Source organism: Modestobacter versicolor, from assembly GCF_041028285.1.
In the GTDB taxonomy this organism is placed as follows: Bacteria; Actinomycetota; Actinomycetes; order Mycobacteriales; family Geodermatophilaceae; genus Modestobacter; species Modestobacter versicolor_A.
Genome location: NZ_JABGDB010000001.1, coordinates 1,069,333 through 1,083,738, shown reverse-complemented (window position 1 = coordinate 1,083,738; position 14,406 = coordinate 1,069,333). Strand labels below are relative to the sequence as shown.

15 protein-coding genes and 4 tRNA genes are annotated in these 14,406 nt (G+C 74.4%); 9 read left to right on the top strand and 10 right to left on the bottom strand.

What is annotated here, in order from left to right; all coding sequences use genetic code 11:
- Positions 1 to 57: 57 nt before the first annotated feature.
- The 6 genes from HL054_RS05430 to HL054_RS05405 form a co-directional block, all read right to left on the bottom strand.
- Positions 58 to 621: an MOSC N-terminal beta barrel domain-containing protein gene (locus tag HL054_RS05430; protein ID WP_369137775.1), complete on the bottom strand. Its 564-nt coding sequence runs from the start codon at positions 619 to 621 to the stop codon at positions 58 to 60.
- A gap of 10 nt (positions 622 to 631) precedes the next feature.
- The gene (locus HL054_RS05425) at positions 632 to 1,015 is read right to left on the bottom strand and encodes an HNH endonuclease (RefSeq protein ID WP_369137774.1); all 384 of its coding nucleotides are present in this window, start codon (positions 1,013 to 1,015) and stop codon (positions 632 to 634) included.
- 84 nt (positions 1,016 to 1,099) lie between these two features.
- Positions 1,100 to 1,171: transfer RNA gene (locus HL054_RS05420), tRNA-Val, on the bottom strand.
- A 26-nt stretch (positions 1,172 to 1,197) separates the two neighbouring features.
- Positions 1,198 to 1,548, bottom strand: coding sequence for a TIGR02611 family protein (locus HL054_RS05415; RefSeq protein ID WP_369137977.1), 351 nt, complete (start codon positions 1,546 to 1,548; stop codon positions 1,198 to 1,200).
- Between the two features lie 119 nt (positions 1,549 to 1,667).
- Positions 1,668 to 2,528 (bottom strand): anti-sigma factor domain-containing protein, encoded by an 861-nt coding sequence (locus HL054_RS05410; protein ID WP_369137773.1) that lies wholly within the window; start codon positions 2,526 to 2,528, stop codon positions 1,668 to 1,670.
- Complete coding sequence (locus HL054_RS05405; protein ID WP_369137772.1) at positions 2,525 to 3,139, bottom strand: sigma-70 family RNA polymerase sigma factor; 615 nt, start codon at positions 3,137 to 3,139, stop codon at positions 2,525 to 2,527. Before HL054_RS05405 ends, HL054_RS05410 begins: the two co-directional genes overlap by 4 nt.
- Before the next feature lie 166 nt (positions 3,140 to 3,305).
- On the opposite strand from HL054_RS05405, the gene HL054_RS05400 reads away from it, so the two are divergent.
- The 4 genes from HL054_RS05400 to HL054_RS05385 all read left to right on the top strand — a co-directional run bounded on the left by HL054_RS05400 (position 3,306) and on the right by HL054_RS05385 (position 4,194).
- Positions 3,306 to 3,782, top strand: a complete 477-nt coding sequence (locus HL054_RS05400) for an SsgA family sporulation/cell division regulator (RefSeq protein ID WP_369137771.1) — start codon at positions 3,306 to 3,308, stop codon at positions 3,780 to 3,782.
- A gap of 103 nt (positions 3,783 to 3,885) precedes the next feature.
- Positions 3,886 to 3,957: transfer RNA gene (locus HL054_RS05395), tRNA-Gly, on the top strand.
- Positions 3,958 to 4,000: 43 nt separating this feature from the next.
- A tRNA-Cys gene (locus tag HL054_RS05390) sits at positions 4,001 to 4,071 on the top strand.
- A gap of 51 nt (positions 4,072 to 4,122) precedes the next feature.
- A tRNA-Val gene (locus HL054_RS05385) sits at positions 4,123 to 4,194 on the top strand.
- A 109-nt stretch (positions 4,195 to 4,303) separates the two neighbouring features.
- Here HL054_RS05385 and HL054_RS05380 read toward each other — a convergent pair.
- Both HL054_RS05380 and coaE read right to left on the bottom strand, forming a co-directional pair.
- Positions 4,304 to 4,795 carry a VOC family protein gene (locus HL054_RS05380; RefSeq protein WP_369137770.1) on the bottom strand — a complete coding sequence of 164 codons (492 nt, stop codon included), beginning with the start codon at positions 4,793 to 4,795 and terminating at the stop codon, positions 4,304 to 4,306.
- An 87-nt stretch (positions 4,796 to 4,882) separates the two neighbouring features.
- Positions 4,883 to 5,479, bottom strand: a complete 597-nt coding sequence (gene coaE / locus HL054_RS05375; protein WP_369137769.1) for a dephospho-CoA kinase — start codon at positions 5,477 to 5,479, stop codon at positions 4,883 to 4,885.
- 186 nt (positions 5,480 to 5,665) lie between these two features.
- On the opposite strand from coaE, the gene HL054_RS05370 reads away from it, so the two are divergent.
- Positions 5,666 to 5,923 (top strand): hypothetical protein, encoded by a 258-nt coding sequence (locus HL054_RS05370; RefSeq protein WP_369137768.1) that lies wholly within the window; start codon positions 5,666 to 5,668, stop codon positions 5,921 to 5,923.
- Positions 5,924 to 6,252: 329 nt separating this feature from the next.
- Here the strand turns inward: HL054_RS05370 and rpsA are convergent, their stop codons facing one another.
- Positions 6,253 to 7,743, bottom strand: coding sequence for a 30S ribosomal protein S1 (rpsA, locus tag HL054_RS05365; protein WP_369137767.1), 1,491 nt, complete (start codon positions 7,741 to 7,743; stop codon positions 6,253 to 6,255).
- 233 nt (positions 7,744 to 7,976) lie between these two features.
- On the opposite strand from rpsA, the gene HL054_RS05360 reads away from it, so the two are divergent.
- From HL054_RS05360 to HL054_RS05350, 3 genes are all read left to right on the top strand, one after another.
- Positions 7,977 to 8,837, top strand: coding sequence for a class I SAM-dependent methyltransferase (locus HL054_RS05360; protein ID WP_369137766.1), 861 nt, complete (start codon positions 7,977 to 7,979; stop codon positions 8,835 to 8,837).
- 201 nt (positions 8,838 to 9,038) lie between these two features.
- Complete coding sequence (locus tag HL054_RS05355; RefSeq protein ID WP_369137765.1) at positions 9,039 to 10,046, top strand: zinc-dependent alcohol dehydrogenase; 1,008 nt, start codon at positions 9,039 to 9,041, stop codon at positions 10,044 to 10,046.
- A gap of 38 nt (positions 10,047 to 10,084) precedes the next feature.
- Positions 10,085 to 10,927, top strand: coding sequence for an SDR family NAD(P)-dependent oxidoreductase (locus HL054_RS05350; protein ID WP_369137764.1), 843 nt, complete (start codon positions 10,085 to 10,087; stop codon positions 10,925 to 10,927).
- Between the two features lie 106 nt (positions 10,928 to 11,033).
- Here HL054_RS05350 and polA read toward each other — a convergent pair whose 3' ends face one another.
- Positions 11,034 to 13,775 carry a DNA polymerase I gene (gene polA / locus HL054_RS05345; RefSeq protein ID WP_369137763.1) on the bottom strand — a complete coding sequence of 914 codons (2,742 nt, stop codon included), beginning with the start codon at positions 13,773 to 13,775 and terminating at the stop codon, positions 11,034 to 11,036.
- A 79-nt stretch (positions 13,776 to 13,854) separates the two neighbouring features.
- Here polA and HL054_RS05340 point away from each other — a divergent pair, with 79 nt between their 5' ends.
- Positions 13,855 to 14,277 (top strand): PaaI family thioesterase, encoded by a 423-nt coding sequence (locus tag HL054_RS05340; protein WP_369137762.1) that lies wholly within the window; start codon positions 13,855 to 13,857, stop codon positions 14,275 to 14,277.
- The last annotated feature ends 129 nt before the right edge of the window (positions 14,278 to 14,406 follow it).

Here is a 14,406-nt window from a genome sequence, read left to right as displayed (position 1 = left end):
CGCAGAGCGGCGGGCCGACCGTCAGGGTAGTGCCCGCCGGCGGGGCGTCAGCCGGGTTCAGCCGGAGAGGACGACGGCGTCGCCCTCGGCCACCCGGCCGGGGCGGCGCACCTCGGCGTACACGCCCAGGCAGTGCTTCGGGGTGCGGACCACCTCCAGCAGCGCCTCCCCCACCTGCAGCCGGCGGCCGACCCAGCTCCGCTCGTCGACGTCCCCGGCCAGCTGCAGCACCAGGTTGGCGCGCGGGTCCTCGGCCGAGCACCCCTCCGGGACCTCACCGGTGGCGGCCCGGGCCAGCGCGCCGCGCGAGACCAGGTGGACGGCGGCCGCGTCGACCTGCGGTCCGGTGTCGGAGTGCGCCAGCCGGACCGGCCGGCCGAGCACCGCGGTGAGCGTGGCGGTGTCCGCCTCGGCGTCCCCGGTGGCGACCACCTCGCGCAGCGCCGGCGTCGTCTTGACGGTCACCCGCTCGCCGGTGCCGGCGTCCACGACCGACCACGCCCGGTCGCCCCGGAGGCCGGCGTCGTCGACCTGCGCCGCGGCCACCGTGCGCCCGCCGAGGGACTTCACCGGGTACACCGAGATGGAGGCCACCGAGCCCACCGGTCCGCTGTCGGTCACCCGCCCGACGCTACGCGGTGCCGGGCGCCCGGCGGCGACGCAGCCGCCGCAGCTGGGCGTCCAGGTAGGGCCGGGCCCGGCGCTGCCCGCCGCGCTCGGCGATGGCCCCGGCCAGCGCGGCGAGCACCCGGCCGAGCCGCGGCTCGTCGGGCTCCCAGCCGCGGCGCCCGCACTCCTCCAGCCACTCCACCGGCGCGGTGTGCCCGCGCTCGGAGTTGCACCGGCGGCACGCCGCGACCTCGTTCTCCAGCCACGACGGCCCGCCCTTGACCCGCGGCACGACGTGCTCGGTGGAGGGCTCGACCTGCTCGCTGAACGCCCGGCCGCACCAGATGCAGGTGGGCCCGTCCCGCTCGACGGCGGCCCGCAGGCGGGCGACCCGGTCCCGTGCCATCGCCGTCCATGGTGCGCCGGGCCAGCGACCGGCGCCCGGACACGACGAAGGCCCCAGGTCAGCGACCTGGGGCCTTGCATCCGGTGGGCGATACTGGGATCGAACCAGTGACCTCTTCGGTGTGAACGAAGCGCTCTACCGCTGAGCCAATCGCCCGGAGCGCTGACCAGTCTGCCAGATGCTCAGTGCCACAGCGGCACCCACCCCGGCACCCAGTGCGGGACGCCGATGACGTGCAGGGTCACCACCAGGACGCCGTAGACGAACGCGGCGGTGAGCACGGCGACGCCGACCCGCACCCACACCGGCTGCCGGCCCAGCCACTCGGTCCACTGGGTCACCCGCCGCCGGGTGTACTCCAGCAGCCGCTCGGCCCAGGCGAACTCGGTTGCCAGCACGAACAACCCGGCGATGACGGTCAGCCACCCGGGGCCCGGCAGCGGGATGGTCACGATGCCGAACGCGACCACCAGGGCGCCGATCAGCCCGACCAGCGCCCGGTACGGGGCGTCGAGGCTGCGGCGGGCGTGGATCGTGCGCCGCCAGCGGGTCGAGGCGACCCGCTCCCGGAGGCTGCGCGACTCGTCCTCGTCGACGGGCGGGAGGTGCTCGCCCGGCGGCGGGACGGTGTCCGCGCCCCTCGGCCTGCCGTTCAGCTGGTCACCTCACCTTGCCCGATGATGTCCGTCGGGGACGACGGCGCCTGGCGACCCGGCTCGATGCTGATCGCGTAGACGGCGTAGTCGTCGACCCCGGTCTCCGCCGAGCCTACGGTCCGGAGGTCCATCTGTGGAGTGACCACGTCGAACGTGCCCAGCGCCTCGGGGTCGCCACCGTCGGGCACGCCCCAGACGACGTAGGTCTCGGTGTCGTCGTCGTTGACGGGCAGGCCCTCGCTGACGACCTGGACCCCGCCCTCGCGGGCGACCACGGTGGCGACCGTCCGGCCGTCGTCCAGGACCGGGGCGACCGCGGCCCGACCGGGCTGCAGCAGCGCGTCCAGCACCCGGGACTGCTCCGCGGCCGCGGCCTCGGCCGCGTCCCGGTCGCCGGACAGCACGACGTTCCAGGCCCCCAGCGAGAGCACGGCGGCGACGCCGGCGGCGACCAGGGCCGTGGGCAGCACCCGCCGCCACGCGGGCCGGTCGTCGGGGGTGCGCACCGGCGACGGGCGCCGCAGGTCGAACCCGCCCTCCGCGGGGGGTGCCGCCGGTGGCCGGGCCGGGGCGGCGGCCGGCTCGCGGCGGGGTGGCGCGGGGGGCAGCTGCTCGGTCTGCTCGACGGCGGCGCGCAGCCGCTCGCGCAGGCCCTCGGAGGGCTCGGCCGGGGGCAGGTCAGCAGCCATCGCGGCCATCACCTCCGTGGTCTCGGCAGCGGTCCGCGCGCAGCGCGCGCAGCTGGTCAGGTGGTCGGTGAACCGGGCCTCGTCCTCGGGCTCGAGCGCGTGCAGCGCCCAGCCCACGGCCAGCTCGTCCCAGTCGCGGTGCACGTCGTCCCGGTCGTGCGGGTTCACCGGGCACCTCCGTCGGCGGGCAGGCCGGTGCCGAGGGTGTCCTTCAACCGGCGCATGCCGGTGAGCATCCGGGTCTTCACCGTGCCCAGCGGGGTGCCGGTCAGCGCCGCCACCTCCCGCTGGGTGTACCCGCCGTAGTAGGCCAGCGTGAGGGCCTCCCGCTGCGGGGCGGGCAGCGCGTGCAGCGCACCGCGCACCCGCTCGGCGACGAGACGCTCCCAGGCGGTGTCCTCGACGTCGGTGGTCTGGGTGGGGGCGGCGAGCACCAGCTCCTCCTCGGCGCGGGCGTGGCGGCGGCGGTGGGACTCCTCCCGGCGCACGGCGTCCACGGCCTTGTGGTGGACCAGCGTCAGCAGCCAGGAGGCAACGCTCCCCCGCGCACCGTCGAAGGCGCTCGGGTCGCGCCAGACCGCCACGAAGACGTCCTGCAGCACGTCCTCGGCGAGCACGTCGTCCCCGAGCACCCGCCGGGCGAGGGCGAAGGCCGGTCGGCGGAAGCGCTGGTAGAGGTCGTCGACGGCGCCGCGGTCACCGGCGGCCACGCGACGCAGCAGCTCGAGGTCAGCGGCACTGTCCTCGGCGCTGCGGGGAGGTCGACTCACGAGGCCCATCGTCACATGCGGTGTTCGCATCGTCCGCCCTCTCCGGTTCAGCCGGGCCGGGTGGCACCCGCCGGGCGGCGTGACGCGAGTGCCGCGAAGGGTCTGGTGTGACAGTTGGGGCACGACACGCCGGGACCATGCGTGACCTCGGGGCTTTCTGGGTCGTTAAGGGGGCATGGCGCGTTCTCCGAGGTCCGGCTGCACTGCCCGCACCACCTTCCACCTGGTCGGTCCCCAGTCCTGGACGGCGGTCCCGGCGGCTCTGGTCTACGACTCGGCCGACCCCTTCGCCGTCCGCGTGCGGTTCGGCGACGAGCCCGACGACGTCGACGGCCCGCTCTACGACGACCCGGACGACGGTGGCGTGGAGTGGCTGCTGAGCCGGGACCTGTTGCGCGCCGGGCTCACCGCCCCGGTCGGCGAGGGCGACGTCCGGCTCTGGCCGGCGCGGGGCGGCCTCGACGTGGTCTTCCTGCAGTTGCGCGCACCCTCGGGCGAGGCACTGTTCGAGCTGTCCGGGGCGGTCGTCGGCGACTTCCTCCAGGAGACCGACCTGCTCGTGCCCGTCGGCACGGAGAGTGACGAGCTCGGGGTCGACGAGGAGCTGTCCGCGCTGCTGCGGGGCGGCACGGACAACCCGACGGCCCACTGACCTGGGCGGACGGCCCTGCCCGACACCCCGGGCCCCCCCCGGGTTTGGACCCCCTGAACCGGTCGGTTAGAGTTCTCCCCGTAACGCGGACTTGCTCCGCAGCGCGGACGTGGCTCAGTGGTAGAGCATCACCTTGCCAAGGTGAGGGTCGCGGGTTCGAATCCCGTCGTCCGCTCGGAACTCCCGGGCGCTGGTCGCGAGACCGGCGCCCGGTGTGCGGTGGAGTGGCCGAGAGGCGAGGCAACGGCCTGCAAAGCCGTCTACACGGGTTCAAATCCCGTCTCCACCTCGTCCTCCACGGAGCACGAGCGCGGAGGTGGGCCGGTCGCGAGACCGGGCGGGGCGATTGGCGCAGCGGTAGCGCGCTTCCCTGACACGGAAGAGGTCACTGGTTCGATCCCAGTATCGCCCACAGCAGGTGCAAGGCCCCGGGTCACCGACCCGGGGCCTTCGTCGTCCCGGCCCCCGTCCCCGGCTCGTCCCCGGCTCTCGTCGTGGCCGGGCCGGGCACCGCCGCCCGTTCAGCCGACCGGCACGCCGTCCGCCGCGGCCCGCAGGGCGGCGACGTCGAGCTTCTTCATCTGCAGCATCGCCTGCACGGCGCGCTGCGCCCGGGCCGGGTCGGCGTCGGCGAAGAGCTCGGCCATCCCCTGCGGGACGACCTGCCAGGACAGCCCGTACCGGTCCTTCAGCCAGCCGCACTGGCCCTCCTGCCCCCCGTCGGCGATGAACCGGTCCCAGAAGCGGTCGACCTCCGCCTGGTCGGCGCAGTCGATCTGGAAGGACACCGCCTCGGTGAAGGGGAAGATCGGCCCGCCGTTGATGCCGACGAAGTGCATGCCGCCGGCCTCGAAGTCGACCGACATCACCGTCCCCGCCGGGCCGGGCGCCCCCTCGGGGTAGCGCGCGACGTCCAGGACGCGGCCGGAACCGAGGACGTCGATGTAGTACTGGGCGGCCTCCTCGGCCTGGGTGTCGAACCACAGGTTCGGGATGATCTTCTGCTGGGCCATCACGGGTCCTCCCTGTCGGCGCCCCCTCCGGGGCCGTACCGGGGAAGACCGGCGGACGGCGGCGGACTCATCGGTGCCCGGCGCGGCTCAGCCGAGCGCCGGCCGCACCCGCTCCACCCAGAAGCGCTCGACCGCCGTCGCGAGGGCGGCCCGGTCGCCGTCGTTGCGCAGCACCACGTCGGCCACCGCCCGGCGCTGCTCGTCGGTGGCCTGGCTGGCGATCCGCGCCCGGGCGTCGTCCGCGGACAGCCCGCGGTCGACCAACCGGGCCACGCGCGTGGCGGGCTCGGTCTCCACGACCAGCACCAGGTCGTAGGAGCCCGCCTGGCCGGTCTCCACGAGCAGCGGGACGTCCTGCACCACCACGGCGTCCGCGGGGGCGGCGGCGACCAGCTCGGCGGCGCGGGCGCGCACCAGCGGGTGGACGACGGCGTCCAGCCGGGCCCGGGCGGCCGGGTCGCCGAAGACCACCGACGCCAGCGCGGGCCGGTCCAGCGCGCCCTCGGCGGTCAGCACCGAGTCCCCGAACTCGGCGACCACGGCGGCCAGCCCGGGGGTGCCCGGCTCGACGACCTCGCGGGCGATCCGGTCGGCGTCCACCACCAGCGCGCCGCGCTCGGCGAGCAGCGCCGCCACGGTGCTCTTCCCCGATCCGATGCCACCGGTCAGCCCGATCCTCAGCACGCGGCCGAGCCTAGCCACTGGTGCGTGGCGGGCCGGGCACCGTGGGCGACGGCTCCCGACGCGTGAGGTCTCGAGACGATCACGGCGACCCCGACACGCGGCGCGCCGGGCCGACCCCACCAGTCACAGGACTTACGTTCTGCCCCGGTGGTCTTCCCCCGCCACAGCAGCAGAGAGGCAGTGATCATGTCCCGTCCCACGCTCGAAGGCGCTCCGTCGGCTGCCGGCACCCCCCGCCGCGGCCGGCACCGGCTCGACAACCCCGCCGGTGTCCGGTGCGCCGACCTGCCGGGCGTGCGCGAGAAGCTGCCACAGGGCCGCCGCGGCCTGTCCTTCCTGCGCGCACTGCTGCCCAGCGTCCCCTCGGGCCGGCACACCTGGGACTTCCTGGCCAACGCCGGCGGCCGGCCGCGCACCGCGTTCGCCATCATCCTCAGCCTCTGATCGCGGCCTGAGCGGTCCGGGCCGGCCTGCGCCGGCCTGAGCGCGCACCGTCCCCGTCGGCAGCAGGGGGAAGGAACGCCGACCGGGTGGACGACGCCCGCGCTCCCGCTCACGCCCCACAGACGGCTCACGGACGAGCCGGTACGACCGTCCACGACTCACGGATGAGTGGGACGCCCCGACGACCCCGTCGACCACCACGGTCGGCGGGGTCGTCGTGGTCCTGCGGCGCTGCCGGGTGGAGGACCGCCGTGGAACGACAGTGCGCCGCCCACCGCGGAGGGTGGACGGCGCACTGTCAGGTGCTGCGGCTCAGCTGAGCCGCGGGCTCACTCGCCGCCGGCGAGCTTCGCGCGCAGGGCAGCCAGCGCCTCGTCGGAGGCGAGGGTGCCGCCACCGCCGCCACCGCCACCGCCGCCGTTCGAGGACGTCTCGTCCTCGGGCTCGGCAGCGCTGGAGTAGCTGCCGCCGGCCGCGGCCTCGGCGTCGGCCGCCTTGGCCTCGGCGATCTGCTTGCGGTGCGCCTCGAACCGGGCCTGGGCCTCGGCGTACTGGCGCTCCCACGTCTCGCGGGCCTCGTCGTAGCCCTCGAGCCACTCGCCGGTCTCGGCGTCGAAGCCCTCGGGGTAGACGTAGTTGCCCTGCTCGTCGTAGGACGCCGACATGCCGTAGGCGGCCGGGTCGAACTGGTCCTCGTCGCCGACGACGCCCTCGTTGGCCTGCTTGAGGGACAGCGAGATGCGGCGGCGGTCCAGGTCGATGTCGATGACCTTGACCAGGATCTCGTCGCCGACCTGGACGACCTGCTCCGGGATCTCCACGTGGCGCTCGGCCAGCTCGGAGATGTGCACCAGGCCCTCGATGCCCTCGTCGACGCGCACGAACGCGCCGAAGGGGACCAGCTTGGTGACCTTGCCGGGGACGACCTGCCCGATCTGGTGCGTGCGGGCGAACTGGCGCCACGGGTCCTCCTGCGTCGCCTTCAGCGACAGGGAGACCCGCTCACGGTCCAGGTCGACGTCGAGGACCTCGACGGTGACCTCCTGGCCCACCTCGACGACCTCGGACGGGTGGTCGATGTGCTTCCAGGACAGCTCGGAGACGTGCACCAGGCCGTCGACGCCGCCCAGGTCCACGAAGGCACCGAAGTTGACGATCGAGGAGACGACGCCGGTGCGGACCTGGCCCTTGGCGAGCTTGTTGAGGAACTCGCTGCGCACCTCGGACTGGGTCTGCTCCAGCCACTGGCGGCGCGACAGCACGACGTTGTTGCGGTTCTTGTCCAGCTCGATGATCTTCGCCTCGAGCTCGCGGCCCACGTAGGGCTGCAGGTCGCGGACGCGCCGCATCTCGACCAGCGAGGCGGGGAGGAACCCGCGCAGGCCGATGTCGAGGATCAGGCCGCCCTTGACGACCTCGATGACGGTGCCGGTGACGACCTCGTCGGCTTCCTTCTTGGCCTCGATCGTGCCCCAGGCGCGCTCGTACTGAGCCCGCTTCTTGGACAGGATGAGCCGGCCTTCCTTGTCCTCCTTCTGGAGGACGAGGGCTTCCACCTCGTCGCCGACCTTGACGACCTCGGTCGGGTCGACGTCGTGCTTGATGGACAGCTCACGCGAGGGGATGACGCCCTCGGTCTTGTAGCCGATGTCCAGCAGCACCTCGTCCCGGTCGACCTTGACGATCACGCCTTCGACGATGTCGCCGTCGTTGAAGTACTTGATGGTCTGGTCGATCGCGGCGAGGAAGTCCTCGGCGGTGCCGATGTCGTTCACCGCGATCTGGGGGGTGCTGTCGGGACGGACCTGGGTGGAGGTCATGTGGTCGAGTGCTCCGGACGGGGGATGCGTAGGGACAGGATCACCCGCAGCCCAGGTAGGGCGGCGGGGAGGTTCACGGGAGACGGCGATGTCGGCACCCGTACAGGGGGACCAACGCCACAGACCTCTGGCGTGATTCCCCATCGTACGGACCTGCCGGGAGCCGGTCCACCAGGGGTCCGGCCCGCCCGGGGCCGCCTGCGGGCCGGGCGGCGTGTCACCATCGGCGCGTCATGGACGGCACTTCCGCGGGACCTCGCCCCGGCCCCCTGCCCCTGGCCGCCGACGGCTACCCGGCGGCCGGCGGGGTCGCCCGGCGGCCGGTCGGGCAGGCCGAGTCGGCACGGGCCAACCGGGGCTGGTGGGACGCCGCCGCACCCGCCTACCTGGCCGAGCACGGCCGGGACCTGGGCGACGCGGACTTCCTCTGGTGCCCCGAGGGCCTGCGGGAGGCCGACGCGCACCTGCTGGGCGAGGTGGCCGGCCGCCGGGTGCTGGAGATCGGCTGCGGCTCGGCCCCCTGCTCGCGCTGGCTGCGGGCGGCCGGCGCCGAGCCGGTGGCGCTGGACGTCTCCGGCGGGATGCTCGCCCGGGCCGCGGAGCTGAACCGGGCGACCGGGCTGCGGGTGGGCCTGCTGCAGGCCGACGCCGGGGCGCTGCCGCTGACCGACGGCAGCGTCGACCTGGCCTGCTCGGCGTTCGGGGGGCTGCCGTTCGTGGCCGACGCCGGGGCGGTGCTGGCCGAGGTCGCCCGGGTGCTGCGGCCCGGTGGCCGCTTCGTCGCCTCGGTGAACCACCCGCTGCGCTGGCCGATGCCCGACTCCCCCGACCCCGACGACCTGCGGGTCGTCTCCTCCTACTTCGACCGCACGCCCTACGTGGAGACCGACGACCGCGGCCGGACCGTGTACGTCGAGCACCACCGGACGGTCGGCGACTGGGTGCGGGCGGTCGTCGGCGCCGGGTTCGTGCTCACCGACCTGGTCGAGCCGGAGTGGACGCCGGGCCGCACGGAGACCTGGGGGCAGTGGTCACCGGAGCGCGGCGCCCTGGTGCCCGGGACGCTCGTCCTGGTCGCCGACCTCCCCCGCTGACGCCGGCCGGGCACCCGCCGGCGAGCTGGTCTTCCCCGTGGCGGAACCGGGGCCGTCCCGGCGGCGGGGGCGGCTAGCGTCGGCGGCCACCGGCCCCGGCCGGCGCGGTCAACCGATGGCACGTCGCAAGGGAGCGATCGACATGGGTGTCGAGACCGGACCGGCCGCCACGCCCGCGCACCGTCCCGGGACGCACCGCCGGTGAGGGCCGTCGTCTGCGTGGCCGGGGGCACCGAGCTCGCCGAGCTGCCCGACCCGCGACCGGCGCCGGACGGCGTCGTCGTCGAGGTCGCCGCCTGCGGGCTGTGCGGCAGCGACGTGCACGCCGTCGAGCGCGGCCACACCACCGAGGGGCAGGTGCTCGGCCACGAGTTCGGCGGCACCGTCGTCGAGGTCGGCCGGGACGTCGACGGCTGGCGGGTCGGACAGCCGGTGGCGGTCGACCCGCTGGGGTCATGCGGCAGCTGCCGGGAGTGCCGGCGCGGGATGCCGTTCCGCTGCGCGGCGCTGCCGAACCTGGGGATCAACGCCCCCGGCGGCTACGCCGAGTACGCCGCGGTGCCCGCCGCCCAGCTGGTCGCGCTGCCCGACGGGGTGCCCGCGGAGTGGGGTGCGCACGCCGAGCCGCTCGCCGTGGCGACCCGGGCGGCGGCGCTGGCCGGGGTCGGTCCCGGCGATGCCGTCCTCGTGCTGGGCGTGGGGACCATCGGGCTCAACGCGGTGATCGCCCTCAAGGCCGCCGGCGTCGACCTCGTCGTCGGGGCCGGCCGGTCGGTAACCCGGCGGCGGGCCGCGGCGCTCGCCGGCGCCGACGTGGTCATCGACACCCGCGAGGTGTCCCTCGCCGAGCACGTGGCCGCCACCGGCCGCGCGTTCGACGCGGTCCTGGAGTGCTCCGCCTCCCCCGGCACGGTCACCGAGGCGATGGCGGTGCTGGCCTCGGGCGGCACCTGCGTGGAGGTGGCGCTCTCCGGCGAGGCGGCCGCCGTGCCGCTGGGTCCGCTGGTCGGCGCCGGGCTGACGCTGACCGGCAGCTGCGCGTTCGCGCGCGCCGACTTCACCGCCGCCGTCGCCCACGTGGCCACCGGTGACCCGCGGGTCACCGGCCTGATCAGCGAGCGGGTCTCGCTCGCCGACGTGCCCGCCGCGCTCGTCCGGCTGCGCACCCCGGTGGACCTGGTGCGCGTGCTCGCCCTGCCGACCACCTGACCCTCCCCCACCCCGATCCCGCACACACAGGAGTCGACATGGACGAGTTCGCCGGCCGGGTGGCCGTGGTCACCGGCGCAGGCAGCGGCATGGGCCGGGCCTTCGCCCGCCGCTGGGCCGCCGAGGGCATGCGGGTGGTCGCCGCCGACGTGCAGCAGGACGCCCTGGACCGCACGGTCGCCGAGCTCACCGATGCCGGGCACGAGGCGGTCGGGGTTCGCACCGACGTGTCCGACCGGGCCGCGGTGGAGCACCTGCGGGACGAGGCGGTGGGCCGGTTCGGCGCCGTGCACCTGCTGTGCAACAACGCCGGGGTGGAGGGCTACCTGGACGGCGCGATCTGGGAGGCCACCGACGCGGACTGGTCCTGGACCGTCGACGTGAACTACTGGTCGGTGGTGCACGGGATCCGCGCGTTCGTGCCGCACATGCTCGCCCACGGGGAGCCGGCGCATGTGGTGAACACCTGCTCGATGACGTCGGTGGTGGCCGCGTCGAACATGTACGGCATCACCAAGCAGGCGGTGTTGGCGCTCACCGAGGTGCTCGGCGCCGACCTGCGCGCCCGCGACGCCCGGATCGGGGTGACGGCGCTGTGCCCCGGCATGATCGCCACCAACCTGTTCCAGGGCAGCCGCAACCGACCCGCGGCGCTGCGCAACGAGCAGGAGACCGAGGGCGCCCGCGCCGGCGCGGAGCTGCGCGAGCGGATGCACGCCACGCTGAGCGAGGGCATGTCCCCCGACACCGTCGCCGCGCTGCTGGTGGACGCCGTCCGCCGCAACGCGCCCTACCTGCTCACCGACCACGAGTGGGACGACCGGGTGCAGGCCCGGCACGACGCCATCATGGCCGCCGCCGTCGACCCGCCCACCGCCTAGCCCCGCCCGCGTCCCGGCCCCGACGGGCACCCGACAGGACGCCTCGGCCACCCTGCAGGGGCCCGCCGCGAGCTCGCGAGTGGTGGGGGGACAGGGTGGTCCTTCCTTAGTGGGCGGCGGCGTCCCAGCTCGCGCCAAAGCCGACCGAGACCTCCAGCGGCACCGACAGCTGCGCGGCGCCGGCCATCTCCCGCCGCACCAGCGCCTCCAGCGTCTCGTGCTCGCCGGTCGCGACCTCGAGCACGAGCTCGTCGTGCACCTGCAGCAGCATCCGTGACCGCAGCCCCTCCGCCTCGATGGCCCGCTCCACGTTGAGCATGGCGACCTTGATGACGTCGGCGGCGGACCCCTGGATGGGGGCGTTGAGCGCCATCCGCTCGGCCATCTCCCGGCGCTGCCGGTTGTCGCTGGTCAGGTCGGGCAGGTAGCGCCGGCGGCCCAGCGTCGTCTCGGTGTAGCCGGTCTGCCGGGCGTCGTCGACCACGCCGTCGAGGTAGTCGCGGATTCCGCCGAAGCGCTCGAAGTAGGCGTGCATCTGCTCGCGCGCCTCCTCCGGGGTGATCCGCAGCTGCTGGGCCAGCCCGTAGGCGCTCAGCCCGTAGGCCAGCCCGTAGCTCATCGCCTTGATCCGGCGGCGCATCTCCGGGTCGACCTGCTCGATCGGGATGCCGAACGCCCGGGAGGCGACGAAGGAGTGCAGGTCCTCCCCGGAGGTGAACGCCTCGATCAGCCCGGCGTCCTCGGACAGGTGCGCCATGATCCGCATCTCGATCTGGCTGTAGTCGGCGGTCATCAGCGACTCGTAGCCGCTGCCCACGACGAAGGCCTGCCGGATGCGGCGGCCCTCGGCGCTGCGGATCGGGATGTTCTGCAGGTTCGGGTCGGTCGAGCTCAGCCGGCCGGTGGCCGCGATGGTCTGCTGGTAGGTGGTGTGGATCCGCCCGCCGTCGTCGACCATCGGGATGAGCCCGTCGATGACCGTGCGCAGCCGGGTGACGTCGCGGTGCCGGAGCAGGTGCTCCAGGAACGGGTGCCCGGTGCTGGCCAGCAGCGACGTGAGGGCGTCGGCGTCGGTGGTGTAGCCGCTCTTGATCTTCTTCGTCTTGGGCAGGCCCAGCTCGTCGAAGATCACCGCCTGCAGCTGCTTGGGCGAGCCGAGGTTGATCTCCTTGCCGATGACCGCGTAGGCCTCCTGCGCGGCGTCGGCGACCGCGGTGGCGAACTCCTGCTGCAGCTCGTGCAGCGAGTCCAGGTCGGCGGCGATCCCGCGGAACTCCATCGCGGCGAGCACCCGGGTCAGCGGCAGCTCGATGTCGCCGAGCAGGTGGTCCCCGCCCTTCGAGCCGAGCACCTGCTCCAGGGCGTCGGACAGGTCGTTGACCGCGACGGCCTTGAGCACGTCGGCCTTGGCCGCCTCTCGGGCGACGTCGTCCTCGCTCGGGCCGAGCCCGTCGAGGGTCAGCTGCCCGTCGGTCTCGGCGGCGTCCTTGAGCTCGCGGCGCAGGTACCGCACCGCGAGGTCGCCGAGGTCGAAGCTGCGCTGACCGGGCGTGGCCAGGTAGGCGGCCAGCGCGGTGTCGCTGACCATGCCCTGCAGGTCCCAGCCGCGCGCCCAGACGGCGAGCAGCGGGCCCTTGACGTCGTGCACGACCTTGCGGGTCTGCGGGTCGGCCAGCCACGCGGCCAGCGCCTGCTCGTCGGCGGTGTCCAGCCCCGGGCCGAGGTCGACGAAGGTGGCGTGGTCGTTGGCGGCGGCCAGGGCCAGCCCGGTCAGCTCGCCGGTGCCGCGGCCCCAGGTGCCCCGGAACACCACGCCGGTGGAGCCGGTCGCGGCGTTGGCGCGCAGCCAGTCGCCCAGCCCGCCGGCCGGCACCTGGTCCTCGGCCACGTCGAAGCCGCCGTCCACCTCGGGCTCGGGGGCGGAGAGGGTGGCGAACAGCCGGTCGCGGAGCACCCGGAACTGCAGGTTGTCGAAGAGGGTGTGCACCTCGTTGCGGTCCCAGGACTGCACGGCGAGGTCCGAGGGGTCGACCTCGAGCGGCACCGCCCGGTCCAGCTCGGTGAGGCGGCGGTTCTGCAGCACGGAGGACAGGTGCTCGCGGAGCTTCTCGCCGACCTTGCCCTTGACCGTGTCGACCTGGTCGACCAGCGCGTCGAGGGAGCCGTACTCGCGCACCCACTTGGCGGCGGTCTTCTCCCCCACGCTCGGGATGCTGGGCAGGTTGTCGCTCGGGTCGCCGCGGAGGGCGGCGAAGTCCGGGTACTGCGTCGGGCTCAGGCCGTACTTGGTCTCCACCTCCTCCGGCGTGAACCGGGTGAGGTCGGAGACGCCCTTGCGCGGGTAGAGCACGGTGACGTGGTCGTTGACCAGCTGCAGCGCGTCCCGGTCACCGGTGCAGATCAGCACGTCCATGCCCTGCTCGACCGCCTGCACGGTGAGGGTGGCGATGACGTCGTCGGCCTCGTAGTTCTCGGCGGTGATCACCGGCACGTGCAGCGCGCCGAGCACCTCCTGGATGAGGCTGACCTGGCCGCGGAAGTCGGTCGGGCTCTCCGAGCGGTTCGCCTTGTACTCGGCGTAGATCTCGCTGCGGAAGGTCTTGCGGCTGACGTCGAAGGCGACCGCGAGGTGGGACGGCTGCTCGTCGCGCAGCACGTTGATCAGCATCGAGGTGAACCCGTAGACGGCGTTCGTCGGCTGACCGGTGGTCGTCGAGAAGTTCTCCACCGGCAGCGCGAAGAACGCCCGGTAGGCCAGCGAGTGGCCGTCGAGCAGCAGCAGCCGCGGACGGGCGCCCGAGGGCGCGGAGGCGGGTGCGGGCGCGGAGGTGCTGACCGGTGCGGACATCGACCCGATCCTAGGTGGGGGCACCGACGGTCCTGCGGGTGCGGAGGACCGCCCGCGGGTGGCTGGCTACGGTGCCGGGATGACCACGCCCCGCCCGGACTGGCTGCCGCAGCACACCCAGGGTCCGCTCGACGACAAGCTCGGCATCCAGATCACCGACTTCGACCCGGCGCGGCTGGTCGCCACCATGCCCGTGGCGGGCAACGAGCAGCCGTTCGGCCTGCTGCACGGCGGCGCCACCTGCGCGCTGGCGGAGAGCATCGGCTCCTGGGCCGGCATGCTGCACGCCGGTCCGGGCGGCAACGTCGTGGGCATCGAGCTGAACGTCAGCTACCTGCGGGGGGCGACGTCCGGGGTGGTCACCGCCGTCTGCACGCCGGTCCGGCAGGGCCGCACGCTGGCCACCTACCTGATCGAGGTCAGCGACGAGGACGGCCGGCCCACCGCCAGCGCCCGGCTGACCTGCATGATCCGGCCGGCCCGCCGGACCGCCGGGGCCTGACCGGCCTGTGCCGCACCCGATCGGCCGGCGTTGCACGGCCGTCCCGGAGACGCCGGTCGTGCGCAACGGGTCGCACCGCCCTCGGCGTGTCGCAGAAGGGTCACAGTGCGTCCCAGCAGGTCGATCCCG

What these genes read in the sequence shown, in the direction of transcription:
- HL054_RS05425 (WP_369137774.1), bottom strand. Translation starts at nt 1,015, where the DNA reads ATGGCACGGGACCGGGTCGCCCGCCTGCGGGCCGCCGTCGAGCGGGAC.
- HL054_RS05405 (WP_369137772.1), bottom strand. Translation starts at nt 3,139, where the DNA reads ATGGGCCTCGTGAGTCGACCTCCCCGCAGCGCCGAGGACAGTGCCGCT.
- HL054_RS05400 (WP_369137771.1), top strand. Translation starts at nt 3,306, where the DNA reads ATGGCGCGTTCTCCGAGGTCCGGCTGCACTGCCCGCACCACCTTCCAC.
- HL054_RS05380 (WP_369137770.1), bottom strand. Translation starts at nt 4,795, where the DNA reads ATGGCCCAGCAGAAGATCATCCCGAACCTGTGGTTCGACACCCAGGCC.
- HL054_RS05370 (WP_369137768.1), top strand. Translation starts at nt 5,666, where the DNA reads ATGTCCCGTCCCACGCTCGAAGGCGCTCCGTCGGCTGCCGGCACCCCC.
- rpsA (WP_369137767.1), bottom strand. Translation starts at nt 7,743, where the DNA reads ATGACCTCCACCCAGGTCCGTCCCGACAGCACCCCCCAGATCGCGGTG.
- HL054_RS05360 (WP_369137766.1), top strand. Translation starts at nt 7,977, where the DNA reads ATGGACGGCACTTCCGCGGGACCTCGCCCCGGCCCCCTGCCCCTGGCC.
- HL054_RS05350 (WP_369137764.1), top strand. Translation starts at nt 10,085, where the DNA reads ATGGACGAGTTCGCCGGCCGGGTGGCCGTGGTCACCGGCGCAGGCAGC.
- polA (WP_369137763.1), bottom strand. Translation starts at nt 13,775, where the DNA reads ATGTCCGCACCGGTCAGCACCTCCGCGCCCGCACCCGCCTCCGCGCCC.
- HL054_RS05340 (WP_369137762.1), top strand. Translation starts at nt 13,855, where the DNA reads ATGACCACGCCCCGCCCGGACTGGCTGCCGCAGCACACCCAGGGTCCG.